We start from the raw sequence: 14,407 nt of genomic DNA, 5'->3' as shown, positions 1-14,407 counted from the left end.
CGAACCTCCAAAAGGACGGAATGATGGAAACGCAGAGCTCAGAAAGCCCCGTGCGCACCCCGCATCTGCCGCAAGTTACAGAACCCCGGAACCCGGGAATGGATCTTGACCTGGATTGGGTGAGGGCCGTACAGGCCAATACTTCGGCCATCGAACGCCGCGCCGCGACCCTGCCCGGCCGACGGTCTGTGAAGAAGGAATATCAGGCTGCCTGGTTGTTGAAAGCGATCACGATGATCGACCTGACCACCCTGTCTGGCGATGATACGGTGGGGCGGGTTCGCCGCCTGTGCGCCAAGGCGCGCCAACCCGTAGCGCCCTCGGTCCTGCAGGCACTGGACATGCCACCAATCACAACCGGAGCGGTTTGTGTCTACCACGATATGATCGAAACGGCTGTGGACGCATTGGAAGGCACTGGCATTCCGGTCGCTGCGGTTTCCACTGGCTTCCCGGCCGGGCTCTCTCCGTTCCATCTGCGTGTGGCCGAGATCGAAGAAAGTGTGAAAGCGGGTGCCGAAGAGATCGACATCGTCATCTCGCGCCGTCATGTGCTGTCCGGCGACTGGCAGGCCCTGTATGACGAAATGAAAGCGTTCCGCGTGGCCTGCGGCGATGCCCATGTCAAAGCCATTCTGGCAACCGGTGAGTTGGGCAGCCTGCGCAACGTCGCCCGCGCCTCGCTGGTTTGCATGATGGCAGGAGCGGACTTCATCAAAACCTCGACCGGGAAGGAAAGCGTCAATGCAACCTTGCCTGTGTCGCTGGTAATGATCCGCGCGATCCGGGACTACTATGACCGCACGGGATATCGCGTAGGCTACAAGCCGGCGGGCGGAATATCAAAAGCCAAGGATGCACTTGTCTACCTGTCGCTGATCAAGGATGAGCTGGGTGACCGCTGGCTGGAACCAGATCTGTTCCGCTTTGGTGCCTCATCACTGCTGGGCGACATTGAGCGGCAGTTAGAACACTATGTGACAGGCGCATATTCCGCCGGTTACCGTCATTCTATGGGGTGAGGCGCGCCCGGAAATCGCTCCGGTGGAGCGATTTCAGCGCTGAACGGGCGAAGCCCCGGGAAAAGGACAAGAACAATGACAGTCAAAGAGATTTTCGAGGCCATGGACTACGGCCCCGCCCCCGAAAGCGCAGCCGAGGCATTGGCCTGGCTGGTCGATCAGGGCGACAAGTTCGGCCACTATATCGACGGCGCATTCACCAAGCCCGGCAAAGGGTTTGACAGCCGCAACCCGGCGACCGGAGAGGTTCTGGCCAAGCTGACGCAAGCGAAACAGGGTGACGTGGACGCCGCGGTTTCTGCTGCACGTAAAGCGCAACCCAAGTGGGAGAAGCTGGGTGGTGCGGGACGTGCACGTTATCTCTACGCGATTGCACGCCTGCTGCAGAAGCATTCGCGCCTGTTTGCCGTGCTGGAAAGCCTCGACAACGGTAAGCCGATCCGTGAATCGCGCGATATCGACATCCCGCTGGCACAGCGGCATTTCTATTACCACGCTGGCATGGCGCAGTTGATGGAAAGCGAACTGCCCGATGCCGAAGCACTGGGCGTTTGCGGGCAAATCATACCGTGGAACTTCCCCCTACTGATGCTGGCGTGGAAAATCGCCCCGGCGATTGCGATGGGCAACACGGTGGTTTTGAAACCAGCCGAATATACGTCGCTGACCGCTTTGCTGTTCGCCGATATCTGCTCGCAGGCCGGGCTGCCGAAAGGCGTGGTCAACATCATCACCGGTGACGGTGCCGTGGGCGAGATGATCGTGAACGCGGACGTGGACAAGGTTGCCTTTACCGGCTCGACCGTGGTTGGCCGCCGTATCCGCGAAGCCACCGCAGGTTCGGGCAAGGAACTGACTTTGGAGCTGGGTGGTAAATCCGCCTATATCGTCTTTGACGACGCCGATATCGACAGCGCCATCGAAGGTCTGGTCGACGCGATCTGGTTCAACCAGGGCCAGGTCTGCTGTGCTGGGTCTCGCCTGTTGGTACAGGAAGGCATCGCCGACCGTTTCCATGAAAAGCTACGCGCCCGGATGGACACGCTGCGCATCGGCGACCCTCTGGACAAATGCATCGATGTGGGCGCAGTTGTGGACCCGGTCCAGCTGCAAACCATCAAAGGCATGGTCGAGAGCAACACGGCTGGCCATGTGCATCAAGCCACCTGCGAGTTGCCCGCAAATGGCTGCTATTACCCGCCGACACTGATCTCAGGCCTCGAAACCTCGGACCCGCTGATGCAGGAGGAAATTTTTGGCCCGGTTCTGGTGTCGTCTACCTTCCGCACTCCGGAAGAGGCAGTCGAGCTGGCAAACAACACCCGTTACGGGCTGGCCGCGACGGTCTGGACCGAGAACGTGAACCTCGCCTTAGATATTGCGCCCAAGCTGGTTGCGGGCGTGGTCTGGGTAAACGCCACCAACCTGTTCGACGCCGCTGCCGGGTTCGGCGGCGTGCGCGAAAGCGGCTTTGGTCGCGAAGGCGGCTGGGAAGGTCTGGCGGCATACACAAAGCCCAAGGGCAAAGGTAAACCGCTGGCGAAGATCGAGTCGACCATGGGCGAAGGTCCTCCGGTTGACCCCATCGATCGTACTGCCAAGATGTATGTCGGCGGCAAACAGGCGCGGCCCGACAGCGGTTATTCCAAACCCGTTTGGGGCAAGTCCGGTCTGCTGGGCCATGTGGGCGTTGCCAACCGCAAGGACGTGCGCAATGCGGTTGAAGCTGCGGCAGGTGCCAAAGGCTGGTCCAAAACCACCGGTCATCTGCGGGCGCAGATTCTGTATTACATCGGCGAAAATCTCTCGGCCCGTGCCGATGAATTCGCCGCTCGCATCGACGCCATGGCTGGCAAGAAGGACGGCGCGAAAGAGGTCGATGCCTCGATCCAGCGTCTGTTCACAGCTGCTGCCTGGGCCGACAAATATGACGGTCAGGTACATGGCGTTCCGATCCGCGGTGTTGCTATTGCGATGAAAGAGTCCGTTGGCGTGATCGGTGCCCTTTGCGCCGACGAAGTGCCCCTGTTGGGCCTTGTCTCGGCCATGGCACCAGCAATTGCGATGGGCAACCGGACAGTTCTGGTGGCATCCGAGCCTTATCCGCTGGCAGCCACAGATTTTTACCAGATCCTCGAAACCTCGGACGTCCCCGCTGGCGTGGTCAACATCCTGACTGGCAGCCATGCGGAACTGGCAAAACCGCTGGCCTCGCATCTGAACGTGGACGCGGTCTGGTCGTTCTCATCCACCGATCTGTCAAAAGAGATCGAGGTCGTCTCAGCCGGGAACCTGAAGCGAACCTGGGTGAATAACGCAACGGCAATCGATTGGGGCGTGGACCATTCCCGCCGCTTCCTTCAGGCTGCGACCGAAGTGAAAAACATCTGGGTGCCCTACGGCGAGTAGGGCTCCCTGCCAGGGGAGGCCTACATGGATTTTTCAGGAAAAACCGTCATCGTCATTGGCGGCACCAGCGGCATCAATCGTGGCATTGCCGAGGCCTTTGCGGCCTCGGGTGCCAAACTGGCCGTTGCCAGCCGGTCGCAGGACAAGGTTGACGATACGGTCGCGGCTTTGAAAGCCGCTGGTGCAAAAGATGCCATCGGTGCAGCGTTTGACGTGCGTGACCCAGAAGCCGTGGCGACGGGGCTGAAACAGTTCCACGACGCGCTCGGAGATTTTGACGTGCTGGTCTCGGGCGCAGCAGGCAACTTCCCGGCGCTGGCATCGGAAATGTCGGTCAACGCGTTCAAGGCAGTCATAGATATCGATCTGATGGGCACGATCCACGTCATGAAAGGGGCCTATCCCTATCTTAAACGTCCCGGTGCCAGCATCATCAACATCTCGGCCCCACAATCCTATCTGCCTTACGAAGGTCAGGCCCATGTCTGCGCAGCCAAAGCGGGCGTCGATCAGATCACCCGAACCCTGTCGATGGAATGGGGTGTCGAGGGCATTCGCGTGAACTCGGTCGTGCCGGGCTTTATCGAGGGAACCGAAGGCGCCAAACGGCTCGCCCCGACCGAAAACGCCCATGAAGAACTGCGCCGAGACGTCCCGCTGGGGCGTTGGGGTCAGCCGCAGGATGTGGCCAATGCCTGCCTGTTTCTCAGCTCCGATATGGCCAGCTATATCAGCGGCACGGTCATGGCGGTTGATGGGGCTTTGTATCAGCGCGGCTCAGGCAAGTTTGGCCAGATGATGGGTCAGATGCTGCGCGCAGCGAAAAAGGACTAAGCTTAGGCGAGGGCGCAGGGTTTGGCCTAGCGACTGAAATACTCAGTCGCTGGGCTTCATCTCCAGCACATCTAATTTAAGAGCTTCTGAAATAGAGACCCGCCGCAACCAAAAGCGATGTCAGCGTACCGGCGACCACGTACAGTGCAAACGCGCTGAGCAGGGATTGACCGAGAACCAAAGCGGCAGCAAAGGTTAACAACCCTGCAAGCGTTCCCAATCCCATTATCGCTACTATCATGGCGCCGCTATCCGTCCCAAGCCTTCTCACAGGAGATATTGATCTTCTGAATCCCATCTCCATTCCCGACTAACATAGAATTCTCGACATTTCTGGCCAAAGTATGGCCAAGACGAGTTAACGATTACTTAAGGCGGAGATTTGCCGATCCTCTATCCGGCGCAGCGCACTTCAGAGGGTCACATAGTTACTGTTTTCGCCGGTGGCTCGCATCACCCATTGGCGTTGAATCCAAGAAAAATCAATCAATAACAACAAGTAAGTCTGTTCGGCAGTGGGTGGATGGACGACCTCAGCCGTCCAACCCTTCCGGTTTCCCGACGATGGTGAAGTGCAGCCCGTCGGGGTCCAGCAGTTCGGACGCCACCCGGTTCACATCCTCCAACGTCACCGCATTTACCTTGTCATTGCGAGTCGCAATATAGTCGATTGGCAGATCTTCCATCTGCATCCCCACCATGATCCCGGCAATCTGGCCGTTGCCGTCAAACCGCAGCGGATAAGCTCCGGTCAGATAGGTCTTGGCGTCATCCAGTTCCTTTTGCGTCACGCCTTCGGCAGCCGCACGCGCCCATTCCTGACGGATCACTTCGACCGCCTCGGCGATGCGGTCATTGGCTGACGAGACCGAACCCAGATAAACAGAAGCCAGATCCTTGGGTACCAGATAGGTCGCGACACCATAGGTCAGGCCACGTTTCTCACGTACTTCCTGCATCAGGCGGCTTTCAAAACCGCCGCCACCCAGAATGTGGTTCAGGACGTAGGCCGCAAAGAAATCGGGATCGTCACGGTCGATGCCGTTCTGTCCAAACAGAGCAACCGATTGCGGAGTGTTGAAGTCCACCACATTCACACCGCCATCGATTGTTACTTCTGCCTTGTCCGGAATGGGTTTTCCGGTTGCTGGCAGATCCACCAGCAATTCGTCCAGCAATACACCCAGTTCTTCGGCCGTGATGTCGCCGACAGCGCCGACATAAAGCCTGTCTCGGACAAAGACATTGTCATAGGCGGCGACGATATCGTCACGGGTCAGGCCCGAGACGCTTTCAATCGTACCCTTGCCATCCGATGCGTAAGGATGATCCCCATAGGCCATTTCAGCAAAGTGGCGTCCGGCGATATCGCTTGGGTCCGTCTGGTCTGATTTCAGGCCTGAAATCACCTGCGCCTTCACCCGGTCGATCGCTTCCTGATCAAATCGGGGGTCGTGAATCGTGGTCTGCAAAAGATCGACCACGTCATCCCGGTTCTCGGTCAGAAACCGTGCCGAGATCGAGACCGAATCATCCGTCGCCCGGTAGCTGAACGATGCCGCCAGAGATTCAAGTTCCCGCGCATACGTTCGGGCATCCATGTCGCCTGAACCCTCTTCGATCAAGCCGCTCATCAGATAAACCGCACCCCGTGCGTCCGGGTCGTCCAATGAAGTACCACCACGAAACCGCAGTTCCAGAGCGGTGAAAGGGATCGAGTGATCCTCGACCAGCCATGCTGTGATGCCGCCGGGTGAGGTGACTTCCTCGATCTCGATTTCCGCCCATGCGGGAACGGCGATGATCAGCGCGGTCAGTGTTGCGATAATCCGTTTCATTGCGTCACCTCATCGTCGCGCATCAGCCAGCCGGTTACGGAGGTTTCGGGCTGCAGCACTTCGCGGGCCGCAGCGATGATTTCATCCCCCGTGACGCCTTGCACAATATCGGGCCAGGCCTGCACGTCCTCGACCGTCAGTCCGCTGGTCAGCGCGCGGCCATAGCGATTTCCGATCCCGTCGACATTATCGCGCGCATAGGTCTGCGCGGCGCGGAGCTGCATCTTGATACGGTTCAGATCGTCTTCGTTCACACCCTCGGCGATGAAGTCGGCAACAGCCTGATCCATCGCATCCTCGGCCTCCTGCAGCGAGACGCCCTCGGCAGGTACAACGATCAGATCAAAGGTCGTGTCGTCCAGCGAGACGCCCCGGTAGAACGCGCCGGTATAGACCACCTTGTGCTGGTCGAACTGCAGCTTTTCATTCAGATAGGATGTGGTGCCACCACCCAGCAGCTCGGCCAGCAGATACAACGCAGCAGCTTTTTCCTGCGCTCCGGCATCACGCTCGGGCGCCAGATAGCTGCGCTGCACGTAGGGCTGTGCCACACGGGCATCCTTATATGTCAGGCGACGCTCTGCTGTCTGCGGAGGTTCTTGCGAGCGAACCCGTTCTGGCAAATCCGGATTGGCGGGAATCACACCGTAATACTGATCTGCCAGCGTCTTGACCTCATCCGGGTCGACATCGCCCGTAACGACCAGAATGGCGTTATTGGGCGCATAGTGGGTCTGGTAGAAGGACAGCGCATCGCCCATGTCCAGTTCTTCCATCTCGTGCTTCCAGCCGATAATGGGCACGCCATAGCGGTGATTCAGATACTGCGCCGCACTCATCTGTTCGCCAAACAAAGACCGGGGGTTGTTTTCAGTGCGCTGGTTGCGTTCTTCCAGAATCACGTCGCGTTCGGTGGCGATATCATTCTCGGTCAGGCGGATGTTGCGCATCCGGTCCGCCTCCATCCGCATCATCAGTTCCAGGCGGTCAGCAGCGACGCGCTGGAAGTAAGCGGTGTAATCATACGAAGTAAAGGCATTGTCATTGCCGCCATTGGCCGCGACGGTCGCAGACAATTCGCCCGGCTCCATCGTGTCGGTCCCCTTGAACAGCAGGTGTTCAAGGAAGTGCGCCACACCCGAAGATCCTATAGGTTCATCTGCGGACCCGGCCCGATACCAGACCATATGCTGCACCACCGGCGCGCGGTGATCTTCGACAACCACGACATCCATGCCGTTATCGAGCGTGAAAGTGGTGACCGCCTCGTGCCCCTCTTTGGCGAACAAGGGGGTGGCGGCGATCAGGGCAGCCGACAATGCCAGGGCCCGAACCATGGGGCATCCTCCGTTTCGTTTCTGGTGTTCAAACTACGGTGGCGCCGCCGGGGTTCAAGGCCAATGACGGAAAGTTAAGAAGAATTCATTCAAGCGGAGGAGCCGAAGGCGTTTCAATCCCAAGCTGGCGCGCTGCTTCGTTTGCATTGTTCGCGTTGATGGCCTCGCGGTCATAGGCCTGTGCATACCGGTCAACCGGGAACAGACGCAGCCGGGTCCAGCGCGCTTTGCGCTTGCGGAAAGCTGCGTCCTCTTCGGTGGTCACCTGGCGCGTGTTGGCCGGAACGCCATACCGACTTGAGGCCGTCACCAGCGCACCATCGCTCGCGGGGATAGGCGTATTGGGATTCAGCGCGGCCTCACTGCCGCCCAGCGCCACAACCGCTTCGGCCTTGGGGTTGGGATCGGTCAGATTCGCACCGCCCGGCGTGGGCGCGGGCAGAAAGGCGTAATCCTTGGGCGGGGTCAGCGGTTTGACCGGCAGCACCGAGAATTCGTCCGGCCCCTGCCCCGGCGGTTCAAGATTGCGCAAACCAATATCGGAACAGCCCGCAACAGAAGCAGCGAGCGTCAGAACAAGAATGGCGCGTGGCATACGCATCAGTGTCTCCAGCCAGTTTCAGGCGCTTTTATCGCATATCACCGGGCGCGTCACGAGGGCTTTTTGCCGTCGAACAGAACCAAGCCCAAAGCTCCCGCAAAAATGAACACATCGGCCAGATTGAACACAAACGGATTGTCGATGCCGCAACATGACATGTTCAGGAAATCCAGAACGTATCCGTAAAGCACCCGGTCCACGACATTTCCCAGCGCGCCGCCGATCAGAAGACCGCCGCAGAATTGCTGAAACTTCGTAGGGGCGATGCGCCCCAGCCAGATTAGGGCGCCCAGGCAGATCGCCAGAGAAATCCCGATCAGCACCCAGCGGGCGGCGTCCGAGTTACCCTGAAACAGCCCAAAGTTGATGCCGCGATTCTCTCCGTATTTGAAGATCAGCAGCGGCGGCAAAACGTCGATATCGCCCTGCGCCACGCGCAGCACATGCACGACCAGATACTTGCTGATCTGGTCGATCAGAAACGCGGCCAGACCGGCCCAGAGGAGGAGCGGGCTGCGCATCAGTGACGGAAATGCCGCATACCGGTGAAGACCATCGCCAGACCGGCCTCGTCCGCAGCCGCGATCACCTCATCATCGCGCATCGAACCGCCGGGCTGGATGACGCAGGTGGCCCCGGCCTCGGCGGCCTCCATCAGCCCGTCAGGGAACGGGAAGAACGCGTCCGAGGCCACGGCCGAACCGATGGTCAGCGGTTGCGGCAAGCCCAGCGCGTCTGCCATGCGTTTCGCTTTTTTGGCGGCGATCAGCGCGGAATCGACGCGGCTCATCTGCCCCGCGCCAACACCGACGGTCGCGCCGTCTTTGACATAAACGATGGCGTTGGATTTGACGTGTTTCGCCACTTTCCACGCGAACAACAGGTCGCGCATTTGTTCATCGCTCGGAGTCTTCTTGGTGACGACCTTCAGGTCATCCATGCCGACAAAGCCGTTATCCTTGTCCTGTACCAGCAGCCCGCCCGCCACTTGGCGCACGGTTTTCCCACCTCCAGTCACATCGGGCAGACCCTCGGTGGTCAGCAGGCGCAGGTTTTTCTTTGCGGCAAAGATTGCCTTGGCCTCATCCGACGCACCCGGAGCTATCACGACCTCTGTAAAGATACCCGTGATCTCTTGCGCAGTTTCCGCATCCAGCGGCTGGTTCAGCGCCACGATCCCGCCGAAAGCCGAAGTGCGGTCGCAGTCGAACGCGGCTTTGTAGGCCTCAAGCAGAGTCGCGCCTTTGGCGACACCGCAGGGGTTGGCGTGCTTGATGATGGCACATGCGGCACCGTCCGCCGGGTCAAACTCGGCCACCAGTTCGAACGCCGCGTCAGTGTCGTTGATATTGTTATAGCTCAGTTCCTTGCCCTGATGCTGCACTGCGGTCGCAACGCCGGGGCGGCCGGAGCCGTCGGTATAGAACGCCGCCTGCTGATGGCTGTTCTCACCATAGCGCAGGGTCTGTTTCAGCTCCCCCGCAAAAGCGCGGCGTTTGGGGGCCTCAAGCTGCAACGCATCGGCCATCCAGTTGGATACGGCGGTGTCATAAGCGGCGGTGCGGGCATAAGCCTTTTGCGCAAGCCACTGGCGGAACCCATAGGATGTCTGGCCATAATTCTCTTCCAGTTGATCCAGCAGAGACGAATAATCCTCGACATCCACCACGACGTTCACGAAGGCATGGTTCTTCGACGCCGCACGGATCATTGCCGGACCGCCGATATCGATATTCTCGATACACTCGTCATAGGCAGCGCCTTTGGCCACAGTGGCCTCGAACGGGTAGAGGTTCACGACCAGCAAATCGATTGCGCCGATTCCATGTTCCTCCATGGCGGCAACATGCGTGTCATTATCACGCAGGGCCAGCAGACCACCATGCACCATCGGGTGCAGCGTCTTGACCCGGCCATCCATCATTTCGGGGAAGCCGGTGACCTCGCTCACATCTTTGACTTCAAGGCCAGCATCGCGCAACGCTTTGGCCGTACCGCCAGTCGAAAGCAACTCGACCCCGCGCTCGGACAGCGCCTTGCCCAGTTCGATCAATCCGGTCTTGTCGGAAACGGAAAGCAACGCGCGGCGCACGGGGTGAAGGTCGGTCATGGGTCCAAAGATCCTTTTGGCGTCAGTCGAAAACGGGCTCGTCCCGGTGCGTATCCCGCACGGCATAGGCTGTATCCTGAGCCTTGCTGAGCGTCCACCGGATGCGCGTCGCATACTCCATTGCGCGGCCAGATAGAACGACCTGTTTTGTCGCGCGCGGCTTTAATCGGCCTTTTTCCAGGTAAACGCTTGGTTCGACTGACAACTTTCCAACACCATCATGGCGGAAAACCCATATCTCGCCGCTTTTGAGCGCCATAGAAACCGCCGCACCACCCAGATCCAACGCCGCATCGACGTCAGGATGCAGGTGAAAACGGATATCGAACGCGATCCCTTTGAGGTTCGCCGCATCCATCGCCCGGTCAAACTGCCGCTTGGCCTTGTCGGTTGCGGTCAGCAATATATCCTCACCCACCAGTTCGCGCCCATCGAAGCGCAATTCCAGAGTTCGCGCATGGGTCAAGCCGAACACCTTGGCATAGCCGTCGTGACCGACCATGAACCGGGTACCCTCGAAAGCGTCTTCGAAATCCACAGGCACATCCTGCGGGCCGTCCACCAGCGCCTCGTGCGAGGGCCTGCTTGCAACTTCAGCAAGCCGGGCGCTGGAGTACCCGTCGACGCAGAGGGTCGAATGCGACGGGGTTGCGCGCCCGGCCCGGCGCCAGTCCTGACCGAAACTGCCGCCTGAGCCGCAATTCACGATAAGCGGACGGCGGCCCGAGGTCAGCTCGAACGCAAGGGTCGAGGCGTGGGCATTGTATGATGCCGCGCCTTTCGGGGGTGCACTAGCATCCACCAGAACCGTAGTGCGCGAGGCCGCCAATCGCGCATAGCCCATCGACAGGTCCGAATGCTGCTGCGGTTTGACGCCGCTTTGCGCCAGAGCCTGATCCAGTCGCCCTTCAAGCCCGCGACCGCCCCCGTGAAACCTGGCCAGTGATCCGTCTGCATGGCGCAGATTGCGCAACGTCGGCGCAATGCGTTTGATCGCCCCGGTCTGAGAGGCCGGCGTGCCCCGGCCAACTTCGCTAAGGGCGGCTGAGGTCCAGGCCAGCAGGGTGAAGACCTCCAGTAGCTCCTCTGGGTTGCGGGTGAGAATGCCGCCCTCGGCATCGATCTGGCGGTCGCATTCCCGGGCCAGTGCGCGCAAGGCAGGGTCAGCCTTCTGCTCTAACCCCTCCAAGGCTAAACCAGCCTGAACCAGACCGGCGAGCGCTTCGAATCTCGGCAACCCCGGTGTTGCTGCTGTCCAGCGTTTGGAAAGAAACCATGTTTGTTGTGCCAAGGAGCGAAAGAGAGCTCTGCTTTGCGCCTCATCAGCGCCGCGCAGCAGGAATTGCGCGTGGTTGATCCAGCGCGTCACCCGCCGCCCGGTCAGGTCCGGCGCCCAGCCGGGACCCCTCCCGCGCCCATGCGCATCGATCCAGCCCCAGACCCATCGCTGTGCCTTGTCCCGGGCGCGCATATCGCCCACGGCTGCCAGATCATCCAGCCAGATGAAACCGTGGCGTTCGTCATCGAAATCCGGACTGGGTGCAGCAACATCCCAGAGATCGGTGTCATCCGCCTCGACCAGATATCCTGCGAAAAGGAGATTCCCGGCCACCAGTTGTCGTCCGCGTGCAAATGAACCGACCGTGCGCGGCTCAGGCTGGCTGACGAATCCCGCAACCGCCTTCTGCCGTTGGCTCAGGCGCGCGTAAAGGCGGTTCTGAAACCGCATCCAGCGATTGGCCATTGTGTCCGATTTTGACATGACGCTTGCGATTCTGCCCCTTGCGCTCTGCGGGCGCTTGAGCACACGATAGACCGGTCCGCGCGTCAAGTCATCGAAAAGCGTCGCGTCAGGCGGATTTGTTCAGACAGGCGATATAGAACCCGTCCATGCCGCCCTTGTCGGGCCAGAAATCCGGGCGCAGTCGCAGGCCGCCTTCTTCGGTTATCCAATCTGTTTCGACACCCGAAATCTCAAGTGCGGCGCGGTCGATCCGCATGTCTGGATACTGATCCAAGGCCTCTTCGATCTGCACCTCACCTTCGTCCGGCAACAGCGAACAGGTGCAATACACCAACCGCCCACCGGGTTTCAGCAAGGTCCACGCATGGGCAAGCATCCGTGCCTGCAACTCGATCAACCCGCCGAATTCCGAGCCGTCTTTGGCGAAAGGCAAATCAGGGTGACGCCGAATCGTACCTGTTGCAGAACAGGGTGCATCCAGCAGAATGGCATCGTACTGGCCCTGATGGTCCAGCGCATCACCTGCAATGACCTCTGCCTTGAGGCCTGTCCGCTTCAGGTTCTCCCGCACCCGCTCCAGCCGCGTGTCAGAGATATCCAGTGCCGTAACCTCTGCCCCCGCAGCAGCCAATTGCAACGTCTTGCCCCCGGGCGCCGCGCAGAGGTCCAGCACTTTTTCCCCGGCTTTCGGAGCCAGCACTCGCACAGGAATCGCCGCCGCTGCGTCCTGAACCCACCAATTTCCGTCCTTGTACCCCCGCAGGGCCGATACCTGTCCCGCATCCTGCAATCGGACCGAACCCGTTGGCAGGGTCTCGCCACCCGGTGCTCCGCCAGCCGGTTTCAACGTCACATCCAGCGGCGCGCCCGCAAAATGCGCCTGTTCCATGCCTTTCACGGCATCTGTTCCCCACGCCATGATCAACGGTTCGCGCAACCACTCCGGCAGGCGAGGTACGCGCATCTTCGGCCACGCATCCGGCCCTTCAGCTGCGATCTTGCGCAAAACCGCATTCACCAGACCCTTGAGCCGACCATGCTTGCGAGAGCGGCCCACGATCTCGACCATCGAATTGACCACCCCATGCGCGGCCTCACCCTGACACAGTTCGACAGTACCCAACCTCAGGGCATTGTGAACCGTCAGCGCAGGTGTCTGACGCAGATGGTCGGCCAGCAGCCGGTCGGCGCGTTCCAAGCCGCGCAAGGTTTCGATCGTCAATCGTTGAGCACGCGCACGATCTTCGGGAGCAAGACGGTCCAGCGCGCCTGCCGCCAGACATTCAGGAAGCAACCGCCCCTCACCCAGTATCTGATCCAGTAGATAGATTGCGCTGCGCCGCGCGGCTGTTGCGGAGTTCGACATGATCCTGCCTGTATCTCATGACCTGCGCCCGCATTGCCTTGGGCGGACGAGGGCGTATATCAAGGCCCTGTACGGAAAGGAACCCAATGTCATGAGTGACGAACGCAAAGACCTGCCCCCCGCAGCCCAGCGAGCACTGGCCGAGGCCGAAGAACGTCGCCGCAAGGCCGAAGCCGAGGCCAGGGTCATGCCAAAGGAACTGGGTGGGCGCGATGGCCCGGACCCGGCCCGCTATGGGGATTGGGAGAAGAAAGGCATCGCCATCGATTTCTGAGCCTCACGCAACCCCGCGAAGGGCCAAAAGGAAATCGTCAATCAATGCGCGCTGCCGTTTGGAGCGCACCCGGTCTTCCGGCCACGTCAACCAATAGCCGTCTTTGGTTTTCAGCTCCGGCAGGTCCAGCCTGCACAATCGGCCAGTCTGCAAGCTGCCTGCAGCCAGAGGGACCGACCCCAGCACAACCCCCATACCCCGCCGCGCCGCGGTGATCGCATGGCCAACGGAATCGAAACTGATCCGGCCCGCTGGCAATTCATCAATCCCTGCAACCTGCGCCCAGTCCTGCCAGCCGGGGCGTTCGCCGCGCAGTTCGATCACGGGCGCGCCCCAGCTCACGCCGGGGGCAGCCATCGGCGCCAGTATCTCGGGCGCGATCAGCTTAGCCTTGCGTCCTGCCCAATTGCCGCGACCATAGCGGATTTGCAGCCATGTCCGTTCTTCTTCAAGCGAAGACCGGCGCGCCATGGAATCCGTCATGACGCGAACTTTCGGTCGCATCTCCAGAAACGCTGACAATGCAGGCAGAACCAAAGCGTGAATATGCGACGACAAACCCGCAACCCGAAGTTCCCGCGGGGATTTGCCGAACAGATCCTCGGTATTGCGCTCCAGAGCCCGCAGACTGTCCTGCACCAGCGGCAGATAGCTTTCGCCTTCAATCGTCAGTGACACGCCCCGCGCCTCGCGCACAAACAGCGACCGGCCCAACCACGCCTCAAGGTTACCGATCCGCTGACTGACGGCCGCCTGCGTCAGCCCGAACTCGCGTGCAGCTGCAGAGAAGCCACCCAGTCGCCCGGCAGCCTCGAACACGCGCAGCCAATCCAGTGGCGGCAGACCGACATTTTTCTTAGCCATAAGTTTTT

General features: G+C 60.2%; 13 protein-coding genes. 4 read left to right on the top strand and 9 right to left on the bottom strand.

The annotated features are described in order from the left end of the window. Positions 1–23 precede the first annotated feature (23 nt). From deoC to RA27_RS20175, 3 genes are all read left to right on the top strand, one after another. The gene (gene deoC / locus RA27_RS20185; protein WP_039543247.1) at positions 24–1,022 is read left to right on the top strand and encodes a deoxyribose-phosphate aldolase; all 999 of its coding nucleotides are present in this window, start codon (positions 24–26) and stop codon (positions 1,020–1,022) included. A 75-nt stretch (positions 1,023–1,097) separates the two neighbouring features. After that, complete coding sequence (locus RA27_RS20180) at positions 1,098–3,431, top strand: aldehyde dehydrogenase family protein (protein ID WP_039543150.1); 2,334 nt, start codon at positions 1,098–1,100, stop codon at positions 3,429–3,431. A 24-nt stretch (positions 3,432–3,455) separates the two neighbouring features. After that, on the top strand, positions 3,456–4,265 hold the full coding sequence (locus RA27_RS20175; RefSeq protein WP_039543149.1) for an SDR family oxidoreductase: 810 nt from the start codon (positions 3,456–3,458) through the stop codon (positions 4,263–4,265). Positions 4,266–4,341: 76 nt separating this feature from the next. Here the strand turns inward: RA27_RS20175 and RA27_RS24480 are convergent, their stop codons facing one another. The 8 genes from RA27_RS24480 to RA27_RS20140 form a co-directional block, all read right to left on the bottom strand. Then, a complete protein-coding gene (locus RA27_RS24480) occupies positions 4,342–4,506 on the bottom strand; it encodes a hypothetical protein (protein WP_193746552.1) in 165 nt (54 codons plus the stop codon). A gap of 292 nt (positions 4,507–4,798) precedes the next feature. Next, on the bottom strand, positions 4,799–6,103 hold the full coding sequence (locus RA27_RS20170) for a pitrilysin family protein (protein WP_039543147.1): 1,305 nt from the start codon (positions 6,101–6,103) through the stop codon (positions 4,799–4,801). Continuing rightward, complete coding sequence (locus RA27_RS20165; protein WP_039543146.1) at positions 6,100–7,440, bottom strand: pitrilysin family protein; 1,341 nt, start codon at positions 7,438–7,440, stop codon at positions 6,100–6,102. The genes RA27_RS20170 and RA27_RS20165 overlap by 4 nt, the downstream gene beginning before the upstream one ends. An 85-nt stretch (positions 7,441–7,525) precedes the next feature. Beyond that, entirely contained in the window at positions 7,526–8,041 is a 516-nt protein-coding gene (locus RA27_RS20160; protein WP_039543144.1) for a DUF3035 domain-containing protein, read from the bottom strand. 50 nt (positions 8,042–8,091) lie between these two features. Continuing rightward, entirely contained in the window at positions 8,092–8,562 is a 471-nt protein-coding gene (lspA, locus tag RA27_RS20155) for a signal peptidase II (protein WP_039543142.1), read from the bottom strand. After that, the gene (gene purH / locus RA27_RS20150; RefSeq protein WP_039543140.1) at positions 8,562–10,151 is read right to left on the bottom strand and encodes a bifunctional phosphoribosylaminoimidazolecarboxamide formyltransferase/IMP cyclohydrolase; all 1,590 of its coding nucleotides are present in this window, start codon (positions 10,149–10,151) and stop codon (positions 8,562–8,564) included. Before purH ends, lspA begins: the two co-directional genes overlap by 1 nt. Positions 10,152–10,173: 22 nt before the next feature. Beyond that, entirely contained in the window at positions 10,174–11,913 is a 1,740-nt protein-coding gene (locus RA27_RS20145; RefSeq protein WP_039543138.1) for a heparinase II/III family protein, read from the bottom strand. An 88-nt stretch (positions 11,914–12,001) separates the two neighbouring features. Then, positions 12,002–13,261: an RsmB/NOP family class I SAM-dependent RNA methyltransferase gene (locus RA27_RS20140; RefSeq protein ID WP_039543137.1), complete on the bottom strand. Its 1,260-nt coding sequence runs from the start codon at positions 13,259–13,261 to the stop codon at positions 12,002–12,004. 91 nt (positions 13,262–13,352) lie between these two features. Here RA27_RS20140 and RA27_RS20135 point away from each other — a divergent pair, with 91 nt between their 5' ends. Continuing rightward, a complete protein-coding gene (locus RA27_RS20135; protein WP_039543244.1) occupies positions 13,353–13,535 on the top strand; it encodes a DUF1674 domain-containing protein in 183 nt (60 codons plus the stop codon). Between the two features lie 3 nt (positions 13,536–13,538). Here RA27_RS20135 and RA27_RS20130 read toward each other — a convergent pair whose 3' ends face one another. Beyond that, positions 13,539–14,399: a LysR family transcriptional regulator gene (locus RA27_RS20130; RefSeq protein WP_039543135.1), complete on the bottom strand. Its 861-nt coding sequence runs from the start codon at positions 14,397–14,399 to the stop codon at positions 13,539–13,541. Positions 14,400–14,407: the final 8 nt, after the last annotated feature.

Origin of the sequence: Ruegeria sp. ANG-R (assembly GCF_000813985.1) — a bacterium.
GTDB lineage: Bacteria > Pseudomonadota > Alphaproteobacteria > Rhodobacterales > Rhodobacteraceae > Ruegeria.
This window is presented reverse-complemented; position numbering and strand designations above follow the sequence as displayed.

Coding starts and splice junctions, on each gene's coding strand:
- RA27_RS20130 (WP_039543135.1), bottom strand. CDS start 14,399: ATGGCTAAGAAAAATGTCGGTCTGCCGCCACTGGATTGGCTGCGCGTG.
- purH (WP_039543140.1), bottom strand. CDS start 10,151: ATGACCGACCTTCACCCCGTGCGCCGCGCGTTGCTTTCCGTTTCCGAC.
- RA27_RS20135 (WP_039543244.1), top strand. CDS start 13,353: ATGAGTGACGAACGCAAAGACCTGCCCCCCGCAGCCCAGCGAGCACTG.
- RA27_RS20140 (WP_039543137.1), bottom strand. CDS start 13,261: ATGTCGAACTCCGCAACAGCCGCGCGGCGCAGCGCAATCTATCTACTG.
- RA27_RS20170 (WP_039543147.1), bottom strand. CDS start 6,103: ATGAAACGGATTATCGCAACACTGACCGCGCTGATCATCGCCGTTCCC.
- RA27_RS20180 (WP_039543150.1), top strand. CDS start 1,098: ATGACAGTCAAAGAGATTTTCGAGGCCATGGACTACGGCCCCGCCCCC.
- RA27_RS20175 (WP_039543149.1), top strand. CDS start 3,456: ATGGATTTTTCAGGAAAAACCGTCATCGTCATTGGCGGCACCAGCGGC.
- deoC (WP_039543247.1), top strand. CDS start 24: ATGGAAACGCAGAGCTCAGAAAGCCCCGTGCGCACCCCGCATCTGCCG.
- RA27_RS20160 (WP_039543144.1), bottom strand. CDS start 8,041: ATGCGTATGCCACGCGCCATTCTTGTTCTGACGCTCGCTGCTTCTGTT.
- RA27_RS24480 (WP_193746552.1), bottom strand. CDS start 4,506: ATGATAGTAGCGATAATGGGATTGGGAACGCTTGCAGGGTTGTTAACC.
- lspA (WP_039543142.1), bottom strand. CDS start 8,562: ATGCGCAGCCCGCTCCTCCTCTGGGCCGGTCTGGCCGCGTTTCTGATC.
- RA27_RS20165 (WP_039543146.1), bottom strand. CDS start 7,440: ATGGTTCGGGCCCTGGCATTGTCGGCTGCCCTGATCGCCGCCACCCCC.
- RA27_RS20145 (WP_039543138.1), bottom strand. CDS start 11,913: ATGTCAAAATCGGACACAATGGCCAATCGCTGGATGCGGTTTCAGAAC.